General features: G+C 67.5%; 14 protein-coding genes. 7 read left to right on the forward strand and 7 right to left on the reverse strand.

Annotated features, from left to right (window positions below; all coding sequences use genetic code 11):
* The coding region (locus HOV91_RS35935) for a hypothetical protein (RefSeq protein WP_174189668.1) at window positions 1–598 on the forward strand (598 nt) is incomplete at its 5' end.
* Here the strand turns inward: HOV91_RS35935 and HOV91_RS35940 are convergent.
* From HOV91_RS35940 to HOV91_RS35955, 4 genes are all read right to left on the reverse strand, one after another.
* Window positions 590–2,026, reverse strand: coding sequence for a serine/threonine-protein kinase (locus HOV91_RS35940; protein WP_174189669.1), 1,437 nt, complete (start codon window positions 2,024–2,026; stop codon window positions 590–592). The two genes, HOV91_RS35935 and HOV91_RS35940, sit on opposite strands and share 9 nt — an antisense overlap.
* Before the next feature lie 450 nt (window positions 2,027–2,476).
* The gene (locus HOV91_RS35945; protein ID WP_174189670.1) at window positions 2,477–3,214 is read right to left on the reverse strand and encodes an IPT/TIG domain-containing protein; all 738 of its coding nucleotides are present in this window, start codon (window positions 3,212–3,214) and stop codon (window positions 2,477–2,479) included.
* A gap of 279 nt (window positions 3,215–3,493) precedes the next feature.
* Entirely contained in the window at window positions 3,494–3,865 is a 372-nt protein-coding gene (locus tag HOV91_RS35950) for an FKBP-type peptidyl-prolyl cis-trans isomerase (RefSeq protein WP_174189678.1), read from the reverse strand.
* Window positions 3,866–4,031: 166 nt separating this feature from the next.
* On the reverse strand, window positions 4,032–4,706 hold the full coding sequence (locus HOV91_RS35955; RefSeq protein WP_246351432.1) for a TetR/AcrR family transcriptional regulator: 675 nt from the start codon (window positions 4,704–4,706) through the stop codon (window positions 4,032–4,034).
* 286 nt (window positions 4,707–4,992) lie between these two features.
* Here HOV91_RS35955 and HOV91_RS35960 point away from each other — a divergent pair, with 286 nt between their 5' ends.
* Together HOV91_RS35960 and HOV91_RS35965 are read left to right on the forward strand one after the other, a co-directional pair.
* The gene (locus HOV91_RS35960) at window positions 4,993–6,279 is read left to right on the forward strand and encodes an oxygenase MpaB family protein (protein WP_174189671.1); all 1,287 of its coding nucleotides are present in this window, start codon (window positions 4,993–4,995) and stop codon (window positions 6,277–6,279) included.
* 94 nt (window positions 6,280–6,373) lie between these two features.
* Window positions 6,374–7,438, forward strand: a complete 1,065-nt coding sequence (locus HOV91_RS35965; protein WP_174189672.1) for a lipocalin-like domain-containing protein — start codon at window positions 6,374–6,376, stop codon at window positions 7,436–7,438.
* A 35-nt stretch (window positions 7,439–7,473) separates the two neighbouring features.
* On the opposite strand, the gene HOV91_RS35970 is transcribed toward HOV91_RS35965, so the two are convergent.
* On the reverse strand, window positions 7,474–8,319 hold the full coding sequence (locus tag HOV91_RS35970) for an SDR family oxidoreductase (protein WP_174189673.1): 846 nt from the start codon (window positions 8,317–8,319) through the stop codon (window positions 7,474–7,476).
* Window positions 8,320–8,399: 80 nt separating this feature from the next.
* Between HOV91_RS35970 and HOV91_RS40970 the strand changes: the two genes are divergently transcribed.
* The 3 genes from HOV91_RS40970 (at window position 8,400) to HOV91_RS35985 (ending at window position 11,029) form a co-directional block, all read left to right on the forward strand.
* Window positions 8,400–9,332, forward strand: a complete 933-nt coding sequence (locus HOV91_RS40970; RefSeq protein ID WP_174189674.1) for an AraC family transcriptional regulator — start codon at window positions 8,400–8,402, stop codon at window positions 9,330–9,332.
* A 119-nt stretch (window positions 9,333–9,451) separates the two neighbouring features.
* On the forward strand, window positions 9,452–10,039 hold the full coding sequence (locus HOV91_RS35980; protein ID WP_312884909.1) for a hypothetical protein: 588 nt from the start codon (window positions 9,452–9,454) through the stop codon (window positions 10,037–10,039).
* Between the two features lie 147 nt (window positions 10,040–10,186).
* Entirely contained in the window at window positions 10,187–11,029 is an 843-nt protein-coding gene (locus tag HOV91_RS35985; RefSeq protein ID WP_174189675.1) for an NmrA family NAD(P)-binding protein, read from the forward strand.
* 31 nt (window positions 11,030–11,060) lie between these two features.
* On the opposite strand, the gene HOV91_RS35990 is transcribed toward HOV91_RS35985, so the two are convergent.
* Complete coding sequence (locus tag HOV91_RS35990; RefSeq protein ID WP_174189676.1) at window positions 11,061–11,771, reverse strand: YwaF family protein; 711 nt, start codon at window positions 11,769–11,771, stop codon at window positions 11,061–11,063.
* Between the two features lie 166 nt (window positions 11,772–11,937).
* A complete protein-coding gene (locus tag HOV91_RS35995; protein WP_438822722.1) occupies window positions 11,938–12,603 on the reverse strand; it encodes a hypothetical protein in 666 nt (221 codons plus the stop codon).
* Window positions 12,604–13,031: 428 nt separating this feature from the next.
* Here HOV91_RS35995 and HOV91_RS36000 point away from each other — a divergent pair.
* Window positions 13,032–13,336: Dps family protein (locus HOV91_RS36000; RefSeq protein ID WP_281371088.1), on the forward strand; the 305-nt coding region annotated here is incomplete at its 3' end.

The raw sequence follows: 13,336 nt of genomic DNA on the forward strand, positions 1-13,336 counted from the left end.
GCCCACCATCGAAGCCCTGCTCCCCGCCATGATCGCGCGCCGCAGCAGCGCCCCGGCCACCCACCCGGATCTCGTGCACATCTGGGGTTTCACGGGCATCGGCGAGAACGACGCCGGGAGTGCGGCAGGCTTCGCGGAGTTCTCGCCCGGCGACAACATCACTACCGCAGGCTCTCCGATCCTGGACATCGCCGCGCGCATGATGGCCGGAATGAACGGGCGGCTCTGGGGATTCGGAGTCGCGCATCGCGCGGCCGCGGACGCAGTCGCCCACGCGATCGAGGGCGACGCGGACGAGGCGGCTACGCGGCACCCGTCCGCACCGCCCGGACCATCCACCGCCGAAGAAGTCTGGGCCGCGAGCATCTTCGACGCCCGCGGAAGAGAATTCACGCAGTTGCGCTACGTGCACTTGGCCGAGCTCGAGCCGATGACCTTCGACGGCGACACACTGGCGCGGCCCGGCACCATCCGCGACTGGATCGACCGCGTGGAGAACGGAGTCATCTCGGCACACGTGTGGGCGGCCGCCCTGGCTTTGGACGCGGACCGCAACCTTGCGGTCCTCGGCCAACTCGAGCGCCGGCTACTAGGGTGATCGCCTTGCGAGCCAGCGGCCGGTCGCAGGGGCCAGAGCGCACGACAGCCCAGTGAAGGCGAAAAGCAGTATCGTGCCGAAGAACACCGTATCCCGGCGGCTGTCTCCGCCCAGGCTGGCTCCGATGGCGATCAACGCGAGCAGCGTGATGATCCCGGTGCCCAGAGCCACCGCGACACGACCGGCGCGCTTGCGCGCGAAGAGCGCGACGGCGCCGCCGACCAGCAGCAGTGACGCCGCCGAACTGATCGACATCGGGACGAGAATATCCAGCAGGAGATCCCGCATCGGTCGGCCGGTGCCGCGCCGCGCCGCCAGCTCGCGCACACCCTGGATCACGATCACGGCCGACAGCAAGCCGAAGGCGAACGAGACGACGGCGGCCGTTCTGGCCACGGCGCCCGACGGCCGCCGCGGATCGTCCACTGGAGTCGCAGGCTGCGCAGCCGGTGCGGGCATGGCGTGCCGGACCGGGTCGGGAGGCCGGTTCAGCCACGTCGGCGCCGAACGAGGCCACGGATCCACCGCCGCAACCGCATGGCCGGGCCGCTGCTGCCCGACCGTTCCGGTCGGTGCCGATCGCACGAAGGGAGCCTCGCCCCGCAGGGCGGCGGTGGCGGCTGCCGCGAAGTCGCCGCAGCTGGCGAATCGTTCGTCCCGGTGCTTGGCCATCGCCCGTGCGATCACGTCGTCGAGCGGCCGAGGCAATTCCGGACGAGTATCGCTCAGCCGTGGCACCGGTTTGGCGAGGTGTCCCGCGACGATCTGACCGGGGTTGGTCGAGGGGAACGGCGGTTGTCCCGCCAGGAGCGTGAAAAGGGTGCAGCCCAATGAATACTGATCGGCGCGGTGATCGACCGGCTCACCGGAGAGCTGCTCCGGTGCGGCGTAGGCGAGCGTCGCGGTGAACGTCCCGGTCGCGGTCAGCTTGGTGTCCGCGTCGAGCAGCCGCGCGATACCGAAATCGGTCAGCACGGCGCGCGCTTCCCGGCCCGCCTCCGGCTCGGCGATCAAGATATTCGCCGGTTTGATGTCCCGATGCAGCACACCTCGGCTGTGGGCGTAGTCGAGCGCGTGCGCGGTATCCGTGACGATGCGCAGGACATGTTCGGGGCGGGTGGTGCGCGGATCGAGCCGGGCCGCATCTGTCCCGCGAATGTACTGCATCGAGATCCACAGGTGCCCGTCCTGCGTGCCGCGATCGTAGACGCCGACGATGCCCGGATGCTCCAAGCGCGCGACGACGTTGGCCTCGAGCTCGAACCGCCGCCGCAACTCCTCGTCCTCGGACACCGCACGGTTGAGCAGCTTGAGCGCGACCAGTCGCGGCAGGCGCGGATGCCTGGCCAGATAGACGGTCCCCATACCCCCTTGCCCGAGCACACCCTCGATCAGATAGCCGGCGAACGACTCCTGCTCCCTCAGCACCCCGTGACCCCTTCCCAACCGCGCCCACCCGGCCCGAGGGCAGCATAACCCCGCTGCTGGAAGGCAATCCGTCCGGAGCGCGCGGCGACGTGAGTGCGACAGCCACGTGCCCGCTCGGTCTTCCGCCATCCAACGGCCGGAGCAGTGGGTCACGGTTCGTCTTCGGTGACGAGCTGGCGGGTCAGCGTCGAGCCCTGAATCGGCTGGTTCTCGAATTACTGGCCCCAGCGGAGAAACGGCCAGGTGCGTTTCGCGCTCGATTAGTCATCGAGAAGCAGATTCGTGTCGAATGCTGGGCATGTAGCAGAAAGGTTGCACGATCTCCTGTGGATCGCTAGGCAGGCCGAAGAGGCCGCCCGCGTAACCGAGACGGCCCCTTCGGGATCACGAATACCACCACCGCCTTGCGCAGTACGATTTCTCAGGCGGTGGCTCGTGCGGGTGACACCATCAGGCGTAGGTGAAGAAGAGCCCGCTGGCGATGCCACCCGGAGCGGTGACCGTGATCGGCGCCGGACCGAATCCCAGCGGGGTCACCGCGGTGATCTGCGTATCCGAATTCACCGTGAACGAAACCGCCGGAAGGAAACCGAAGAACACACCGGTAGCGCCGGTGAAGCCGCTGCCGGTGATCGTGACCACGGTGCCGCCGGTCACCGGGCCGGTGCTCGGGGTGACCGAAACCAGCGTCGGGACCGACACGTACGTGTACGGAACTCCCGGGCTCGTACCGACCGGAGTGGTCACCGTGACCGGCACGGTGCCCGTTCCCGGCGGGGCGATCGCGATGATCAACGTGCTGGACACCCCGACGAAGAATGTGGCCGGGGTGGCGCCGAAGTTCACCGCGGTGACTCCGCTGAAACCGGTGCCGATCAGCGTGACCAGATTTCCACCGGTCGCCGGACCGAAACTCGGAATGATCGACGCGATCGCCGGGGGCGCCACGACATAGGTGTAGGGAAACCCATTACTCGTCCCGCCCGCGTTCGAGACGGTGATGTTCACCGTGCCGGCCCCGGGCGGGGCGATGGCCGTGATCTGGGTAGCGGAGTCCAGTGTGAAAGTCGTTGCGGTACCCCCGAATCGCACTGTGGTCGGACCGGTGAATCCGGTGCCGGTAATGACCACGCTGTTGCCCCCTGAAGTCGGACCCGTGGTCGGCGATACAGAACTGATAGTAGGCATGGCATTGCCTCCTTGATTACTGATTACCTGCACCGGGGGGTGCTCGACCTGCTGGTAGCCCGGCTGTAACCATTAAGGACTTCGAAGCCATACGCGGACAATGGATATCGCGATCCGTTTTTGTCCGTTTTACGCATGGATCGATCGCTCTGCCAAAAGTTCGTGTGCACCGCATCGTCAATTCGGAGTACGGTAGACCGCCCGGCAATCGAAACATTGAATGCGGAAACGACATTCGAACGGCATGAGCGCCGCCTCTGCCGAGGCCGGCGGACAGGTTCAGGTCGCGATCAAGTCGATCACGAAGACGAGCGTCTCCCCCGGCGCGACGGTGCCCCCGGCGCCTCGGTCGCCGTATGCGAGGTGGGGCGGGATGATCAGCTGCCTGCGCCCGCCCACTCGCATGCCTCGCACACCCTCGTCCCAGCCCTCGATGACCTGCCCGGCGCCCAGAGTGAATGCGAACGGTTTGGCGCGCTCCCAGCTCGAATCGAATTGCGTTCCGGTGGAGAACGTGACGCCCACGTAGTGGACTTCGACGAAATCACCCCGTTCGGCCCGCGGACCGTCACCGTCCCAGATCTCCACAATCGCCAATTCACTCGGCGGTGGACCTGCGGGGACCTCGATCTCCGGCTTCCCCCGGTTCACCACACCGCGCTCTCCGGAACGACCCAGGAGCCGGGTGATCCACCGATGCCAGGGCTTCTGCTTCGACTCTTCGTCGGACATCGCAACATCATGCCGGAAAACCTTCGCCCCATGCGATAAAGCGGGCGGAAGCAGTCGTTGATCCGCCGGTGCGGGATCGCCGCGATCAGACCCGAGGTCGTTTCGGGGACGGAATGGTCAGCAGACCGAGGATCGCCCGGGCTTCCTCGGCGGTCGGCGCGGGCAGACTGCCGCGACCGTGAATGAATCCGATACCCAGGTACACCATCGCACCGGCGCGCAGGCGGGCATCCTCCGGAGCGAAGCCCAGTTCCAGCAACGCTTTCTGGACCGTTTCGAAGATCTGCCGATCCAAGGCGCGCACGGTAGCGGCCACCTTCTCGTCACTTCGCGCCCACTCGCGGACGGTGGCTTCGGTGGCCCAGGTGCGCTCGATGAGGTTGGCGGCCATATTGGCGATGCGCTGCTCGACGGGGACGGACTCGATCTCCCCGAGCGCTCGGATGACCTCACCCTGTAGCGCGCTCCACCGATCGGCCATCGCCCCCATGAGTTGTTCGATGTCATCGAAGTGCCAGTAGAAACTGCCCTTGGTGACGCCGAGTTCCTGGCACAGCCGGGGAATCTTGACGGCCGAGACTCCCTCGCGGGCGAGCAGTGCCAGAGCCCCGTCGACCCATGCCTCGTAGGACAGCCGCGGAGTACGGCCGCGGCCGCGTTGCTGTGCCGCCGCCTTCCGAGAACGCCGCGGCGAGGAACCCGAGGCGCTGAGGTCGGGGACCTGGACGTCGTCGGCGGCCGACGACCGGTCTGCTGTCATCGGCCCGGCCGCGCGTCGGTGGAATGCACGTCTCGATGGTAGGTGAACCCGGTACGGACCAGCTTCGGCGCGGCGACCGACGCCCCTGCTACGTCCACTCGAAGGACCTCTCTTCCATTCAAAAAGGTACCGAGAACTATACCCGATGGTATGGTCAGCAAAGAGGCGTCCCCGGAGGGTTCGGACGTGACAAAGCAGGTCGGACGCCGACGTCTTCTCGGGCATGGGAGCTGGGCCGAGCAGTCCGGGTCGATCGACCCGGCATCGACAGAAGGAGAAGTCGTTCATGTCAGTGGAAGTCCCGCCCGCGGGCGATCTCATCGATGAGCCGACGGTGAAGTGCCCGACCGCGTTCCGATATTGGGAAGCGCGCCGCACGCCCAAGGTTCAGCGCTTGGAGCGTCTCTTCGCGAAGGTCACCGGAACGGAGCTGTTCCCCACCGACGCGCAGGCTGCCGCACTGTGCGAGGACCTTTTCACGGGCGATCCGGTCGCGGAACGGTTCGTCGCGGAGGTGATGCACGGCGCGACCGGTCCGCGAGCCGGGCGCCGAATGCTGGAAACCGCGCTGGCCGAGGGCATCGACGCCGTGCCGGACGCGCCCGAGTCGATGCGCGCGCTGTTCGAGGAGTTCGAGACGGTGCCCGACTGGGTGGCGCCGGAACTGGTCGAGCGGGGCGCGGCGATCTGGCGGCGGTGGGGAACGATGCTGTTCAGTTTCGCGGGCGCGGAAACACTCGAGATGTACACCGAGGCCGCTGTCGCTACGCCGTTGTCGCTGGCCGGCGGATACGCCGGGGACAGCGCGCTGCGCCGCTTCCTGGAGACCACCCGCTTCTGGATCGATGTCTCCCAGCCCCGCGCACTGCTGACTCCCGGTTCGGCGGGACGTGCCACGGCACTGAAGGTGCGCGTCATGCACGTCTCGATCCGGGCGAAAGTCGCCGGGCATCCGGAATGGGACATCGAGCGATGGGGTCTGCCGATCAGTCAGACCTATCAGATGCTGACCCTGCTCGCAGGCAGCGTGACCCCCGGGCTCGGCTTGTGGGCGCTCGGCTACCAGACGACTCCTTCGGAAATACGTGCGCTGCTGCACTTCCAGAAGTACATGGGTTACCTACTCGGGGTGCGGGTGCGCTGGTATCCGGAGACGGTCCTCGACGCGCTGCGGGTTCTGGCCATGACCATCGCGTCTCGCTCCTACGACGCCGGACAGCACGGTGCGGAGTTGATCGAGTCGTATCCGGTGGCATTCGCGCCCCGTGACGGCCACCGCGGCCTCACGAGGTTGCGTGAGACCTACAACTTCCGCATCAACTCCGTGTACTCCGCGATGTATATGGCTCCCTGGACGAGGCGTCGCTACCACATGCCCCCGGCATTCCCCTGGGTTGCCATCCCCATCCTGCGCTTTCCGCTGATCACGGTGATGGAACTGCTGCGCAGAGCCTTCCCTCCCGTCGCCCGAGCGCACGAAAAGCTCATGCTGTGGCATCGCGAGAACTGGTATCGCGCTCAGATGCAAGGCCGCGAAGCGGCTTTCGACGCCAGCGGGGCGCTGCGTCGATGACCTTCGCACCACAGTCGCGTTCGCGCGTCCGCGCCGCGCCCACCCGATTCGCCGCCACCGAGCGCCGCCGGGTCCACCGACACCGAAAGCACGCATGAGTACCGCAGAGATCGTCGAAGTGTGGAACGGGCCCGGACGCCGGGACGGGGTGCTGACTCCGGTCGAGCCCCGGCACAACGGCCTGCATCCGTCGCCGAGCAAACGGGCCTTCGAGCACTGGTACTTCGACGCTCACCTCGACACCGGGCATGTGGTGATCGGGTTTCTGACCAAGCGACGACCCGAGGACCTCCCCAACGCCAGACCCTGGGTGGAGATGATGGTGTACGCGCCGGACGGCACCCGCAGGCAGGTGTCGAAACGGTATCCGCGGGCCGCGGCGGTGTTCTCGGCCGAAACCTGTGACGTGCGGATCGGCATGAACCACGCCCACACCGAGCACCCGGCGGATGGGCTGCCGATTCACCATCTGCACATGGCCGAGGACGGAATAGTTTTCGATCTGCGATTCCACAACGAAACACCCAGCTGGATGCCGGGCAAGGGAGAAACCCGTTTCGGATCCCGGGATTCGTTCGGGTGGACGGTGGGAGCGCCCCGTGCCCGGGTGACAGGCGCCATCGAACTCGACGGCACCCGGCACGAGGTCACCGGGCGCGGGTACCACGACCACAACTGGGGCGTCGGCGACATGAAGAAGATCATCGACCGCTGGCACTGGGGGCGCGTCTACGTCGAGGACTATTCGCTGCTGTACGCCTCGGTCCTGACCCAGCGGCGTCAGGGTGGACACGAGATCAATCCGCTGATGCTCGCCCACGACGCCGACATCGTGTTGTCCACCGGCGAAACGATTCTCACCGAGGGTCCGGCGCGCTTCGACGCCGTCGCCGGCCGAACCTATCCGGAATGGATCGAGCTGCGGGTACCGGGGAGCGTGGACCTGCGGTTGGTCGTCGACAAGGTCATCCAAGCCCACGACATGATCGATGACATCCCCGTCGCCAGATCACGGCTGATCAAACCTTTGGTGCACCGGCTGGTCGGACATCCCGGCTACTTCCGGTTCGAGTCGTCGTTCGAATTGACCGTCCACACCGCGACCGGCGTCGAGCAGCGTACCGGCTCGACACTGCACGAATTGGTCGCCCTGGCCTGAGCCCCGCCCACCACCCGGTTCCCCGGGGGAGGGAGTCAGGACAGCCAGCCGCCTGCGGCGGCGGTGGAGTGGGCGAATTCGGCGAAGGTTCGCGGTGGGCGACCGAGAGCACGCTGGACGCCGTCGGAGACGTGTTCGTCCCTTCCCTCTCGCAGTGGCGCGACGACGTCCGCGAAGGCTTCGGCGTCCGCGGGCGGCAATCCCTGCCGCACCAGTTCCGCGACGTAATCCTCGACGGAGATCGGCACGTAGCGGATTTCGCGGCCGGTGGCCTCGGAGATCGTGGCGACCGCCTCGGCGAGCGTCACCGCCCTGGGTCCGGACAACTCGTAGATCCGGCCCGCGTGCCCGTCCTCGGTCAGCGCGGCGACCACAACCGCGGCGATGTCCTCGGCGTCGATGAAGCTGGCAGCCCCGGTGCCGGCGGGCAGCCGCAGCTCACCGGCGCGAACGGCGTCGGCGAAGAAACCCTCGCTGAAATTCTGCGCGAACCAGCCCGGCCTGCTGATCGTCCACTCCAGACCGCTCTCCCGCACGGCGGCCTCGCTGTCGAGGACGCCCTCCAGGACACCGCCGCTGTCGCGCACATAGGCCGGATCATCGATCCCGCGCCCCGAGGCCAGCACGATCCGGCGCACCCCGTGCCGCACCGCCTGCTCGACGAACGGGCGAACCAGTTTCGTGCCGTCCAACTGCACGATGTAGGCGGACCGCACGCCCTCGAGCGCGGCATCCCAGGTGGCGCGGTCGGTCCAGTCGAAGACGTGCTCGCCGTTGCGGGCCGCCGCGCGAACCGGCAGCCCCTTGGCACGCAACCGGCCGACGACTCGGCGGCCGGACTTGCCGGTGGCCCCGGTGACAAGAATCGGATGTTCGGACATGCCCTCAGTCAACCTGCTGACACCGAGACGTTCCATGGCTAGGAAGCTCGGTCTGATGTCTAGGCGTCTACCTTGGAACCGTGGACGCCGTATCGGAACTGCTGGCTGAAGTACGGGCGCGCGGAGCCGTCTTCCGGCAGACGATCATGCGCCCGCCTTGGGCCCTGCGCATGGCCGGCGGCGCCCCGCTGACGCTGGCAACGATGCTGCGCGGCCGGGCCTGGATCGTTCCCGACCAGCACGGGCCGGTGCCCATCGGCGTCGGCGACATCGCCGTCGTCCGCGGCGACGTGCCCTACACGGTGGCCGACGACCCGGCCACCACGCCATCGCTGGTGGTGACCAGCGCCGACTACTGCCCCGGCGCCGAGGGCGTCGAACGAGCTTCCTGGCCCGCTCGCACCTGCGGAACGCCGTCCGAGGAAGCGGCCGTGCTGGTCAGTGGCGCTTTCGAGCGCCGAGGAGAGCTCAGCGAACGGCTGCTGCGCACATTGCCCCCCGTGCTGGTGGTACCGGCCGATGAGGGCTCCTACCCGTCGGCGCAGACAGTGGCCGAGGAGGTCGCCAGAGACCGGCCGGGACAGCAGATGGTCCTCGACCGGCTGCTGGACCTGATGCTGGTCTCCGCGCTGCGCAGTTGGTTCGACGACCCCGACGCCGATGCCCCGGCCTGGTGTCGCGCACTGGACGATCCGATCGTTGGCGCGGCGCTGCGGCTACTGCACGACGCACCCGCCCACCCGTGGACAGTGGCGGCCCTGGCGTCGAAGGTCGGGGTGTCCCGAGCCGCACTCGCCCGGCGGTTCACCGCGCTGGTCGGTGAACCACCGATGTCCTACCTCACGAGCTGGCGGATCGACCTTGCCGCCGACCTGCTGCGGCGGACCGACTACACCGTGGACACGATCGCGAGGAAGGTCGGTTACGCCAACGCCTTCGCGCTGAGCGTGGCGTTCAAGCGGCTACGCGGCACCCGGCCCAGTGACCACCGCAGGCCGAAGCCGGCCGAATAGCGCCGTCCCTTACCTGCGGCACCCGCCCGCCGCGCATCCCGCGCAGCGCCGCCCCGCGACAACCGAGCGGCGGGCGACCACGAGGGTGGCGTGACGCGGCTGCGAGATAGTCTGACGCCGTGCCTATTTCGTTCGACACCGGGGAAATGCAGCAGGTCGACAACGCGACCTGGCGAGATCCCCGGACCGGTGACATGGTGAACGTGTCGTACTTCGACATCGTCCCGGATCTGCCCGCGCCGCTGGAGGATCTGACCACCCTGCGCCGTCGCCTTGCCGAGCGAAGTGCCGACAACGGCTGTCTGATCGAGGCTTTCGTGGTGTGGCTGGACGCGCAGCCCGCGCTGTTGCGAATGGAGAAGCTGCCCTTGCCGAACCAGCCCCAGGGTTTGGTCTTCGCCGCGTCCGTGATCGTCCCGAAGGCTCGCAGCAGCGCCGTCCTGCAGGTTCTTTGCCCCGAGACCGGCACCACCGGTGTGCGCGAGGCGTTGCTCGCCGCCAAGATCGGTTTCGACCACATGTACCCGCCGCATCCCTACGCACCCCAGGTGCGGGGGCGGCTGCCGTACAACGCGGCCGACGACATCCGCTGGGACGCGGAATTTCCCGATCATCCGCTCAGCCGTGCCCGGCGCTGGATCGCGCACACCGTCCCCAACGCCCGGCTCGCCCCGGATTTCGCGGCACTGCCCCCGTTCGCCGGCTGATACCGGCCGCCGTATCGCCGAACCGGACTGCCGGCGCAGGCCGAAAGCCCTGGGACTCCCCATTCTCGAAGGACTGGTAGGTCTCCCGGCCTTGACCTCGACCAAAGTTGAGCTTCTAGCGTCGTCAGCGACGAGAGGAGTTCGTTGATGACGACATTGGTTACCGGCGCCACCGGAAACACCGGGCGTCACGTGGTGACAGAACTGGTGTGCCAGGGAGAGCGCGTTCGGGCGCTCACCCGGAATCCCGCCGCTGCCGCGAGGATCCTGCCACCGGTTGTGGAGTTGGCGGCGGGCACGCATACCGCGCCCGAGACGCTGGACGCGGCTTTCGAAGGCGTCAGCCGATTGCATATCACCGTGACGGCGGGGCTCGCCGAGGCTGGTCCCGACCTGGTGCGGCGGGCGGTCGCAGCGGGCGTGCGGCGGATCACCGTGGTGTGGGGCGGTGAGGTCGGGCCGGTCGAGCAGGCCGTGGCCGATTCAGGTGTGGAGTGGACGCGTCTGGAACCGCAAGAATTCATGTCCAACACGCTGACCTGGATCGAATCGATCCGGGCCGAGGGCGTCGTGCGCGAACCCTACGACTTCCCCAGCGCGCTGGTGCACGAGGCCGACATAGGAGCCGTGGCAGCCGTCGCCCTGCTGCACGACGGGCACGCGGGACGCGCCTACAACCTCACCGGCCCGCAATCGCTCACGCCCCGGGAACGAATCGCGATCCTGTCTCGCGCTGTCGGTCGCGACATAGCCTTCGTCCCGATCACCCATGAGCAGGCCGTCGACAGACTCCTGGCAACCGGCGTGTCCCGAGCAGACGCCGAATACGTCATCGGCTGGTATGCCGCGCCCAACGCCGCCGCCACCACCGTCGTCGACACCGTCGAGCGGATAACGGGCCACCCGGCACGCACATTCGCGCAATGGGTCGCCGAGCACGCGCAACGCTTCCGGCAGCCCTCGGTGTCCGATCCCGCGACGGTCACCTGAACCACCGCGAACATCGAAGCACGTGGCCGCGCTATCGCGCGGCAGGATTCCTCCTGGTACGAGTCCACGGCCAGGTCATCGCCGCCCACACGGCAAGCAGCAACGCGGCCACGGTGACCAGGTACCAGGGCCAGGGGCCGAGCACATCCAGCAGTGACGGGGTCGCCGGTTTTCCGTTGACGAATCCGTAGTTGGTTCCGGCGATCGAGTTGAAGACGAATGTGACGGCGACCCACACCACGGTGACCGTTACGGCGAACCAGTAGCTTCGCCAGTCCGGGCGCATGCCGATGCCCCAGGTCAGGTAGATGGCCGCCCAGACCACGACCAGGTGAATCGCCCAGAAGGCCAGGAATTCGGGATCCGGGAAGTCCGGGCCGTCGAGTGCAGGGGACACGAGCGCCTGGGTGCTCAGGGTGAGACACCAGTAGTAGGTCAGCGCATGCGCCCAGCGCCGGTGCGACCACAGGGCGTATGCGGCAACCAGGCTCGCGAGATCGGTCAATCGCAGCGGAACCGAACGGCTCAGAGTCGGCGGGACCATCGCGACGAAGTAGATCACCAGGTACAACAACAGCGTCGCGCCACCGGCGACACGGCCGAAACGGCGTTCACCCTCCGGACTACGGTGCCTACGGCCTACCCACACGACCAACGCCGCACCGGCCGCGAACACGACCAGCACGACCCAGTGTGATGGCCCGTATGCGGAGAACTCCCGCGGCGCCGATGGCGGGTCCACCCGGATGATCTTATTAGCGCGCACGCCGCCGACCGAGCCGTTGCCGGATTTGCGCCGGTTCCGCGTCCCCGGACCGAGGCAACTCGCGGTCAGACCGCAGGACGCTCGTGGCGGACCAGGGTCGCCGACTCCGCGGGCGCCCTGACCGCTGGCGACCCGCCCGTCTTCACTCGTGCACGATGCTCTTGGCGCCCACCATGCGAATCAGGCTCAAGATCGGCAGCCCGATGACCAGATGTTCGATCCCGGTGGAGATGCCCACCCAGAGGTGACTGGACAGCGCCAGCGGAATGATCACCGCCGCCGCGGTGAGGATGCCCACGATCCAGCTGAAGAACAGTTCCGGTGACGGCGTGCCCAGGCGCAGCAGGTACCAGAGCACCCCAGCCAGCAGCGCGCAGATGAAGGCCACCACCGCGAACCAATACGCGTCCTGCGCCATCGGGTTCCACACCCCGAAGCTGCCGCTCTCGGTGACACGGGTGGCGATGATTTCGATGATCCAGGCGCACAGCCAGGCCGCCAGCGCGGTCACCACCGCCGTCGCGATCACGCCACCGGCGAACATGCCGATATTGACGTCCGGCCCCTGCTGCCGCGACTGCCGGTCCGGATAGTCGGGCTGCGGATAGGCGCCGCGATCCCGACCGTGCCCCGCCGCGTGGCCGTACCCCGGATCTTGGCTGTAGCTCGGATCTTGGCTGTAGCTGTGGTCTTGGCCGTATCCACGATCCTGGCCGTATCCGCGATCTTGGCTGTACCCGGGATCACGGTAACTTCCCGGCTGATAACCGGCTTCATAGCGTGCGGTGTGCTGGTCGCGCGGATCCATGGGGTTCAACCGCCGATCACCTCCGTCGAGAGCGTGCGTGTGCGTCGAGTGTAGGGCCGGACCGAACAGGCCGCTGACCGCCTACCCATCTTCGCCCGACCGGCGGCCCCGCTACGGACCTACGCCGCCCTCGAAGAAACCCGCCGCACCGCAATGGGCTACACCTGCGCGAATCCGGCGGCCCCACGCGGCACCGCCGGGACGGGCGCTCATGTCCGTGACACCACGTCGGCCATAAGGCCACGCACGCGCTCCACGAGTGGGACCGCCGCTTCTCCCTCACGCGTGACGTCCCACCAGCTGCCGAGGCACCGAGCGGTCGCCCAGGGACGCTGTCCAGCGCAGTGATCCACCCGACACGCTAATCTGGAATCGTTCCAATAAAAACAGACGTTGTACCCGGCATAGAACTCGGAAGGAGTACCACCATGACCGCAGCACCTCAGGCCGAGCAGCGGAGCAATCGCCGCCTCGCCGACGATGTCCGGAGTTTCACCGGGTCCCCCCGGCTGGCCGCCGCCTTGCAGCGCGTGCTCGTCGATCTCATCGAACTGCACCTGCAAGGCAAGCAGGCCCACTGGAACGTGGTGGGGACCAACTTCCGCGACCTGCATCTGCAACTCGACGAACTCGTCGATGCGGCCAGGGCGGGCAGCGACACCATCGCGGAGCGGATGCGAGCTCTCGACGCCGTACCCGACGGGCGGTCCGACGTCATCGCCGCGACCACGAG

The organism is Nocardia barduliensis (assembly GCF_013315795.1).
In the GTDB taxonomy this organism is placed as follows: Bacteria; Actinomycetota; Actinomycetes; order Mycobacteriales; family Mycobacteriaceae; genus Nocardia; species Nocardia barduliensis.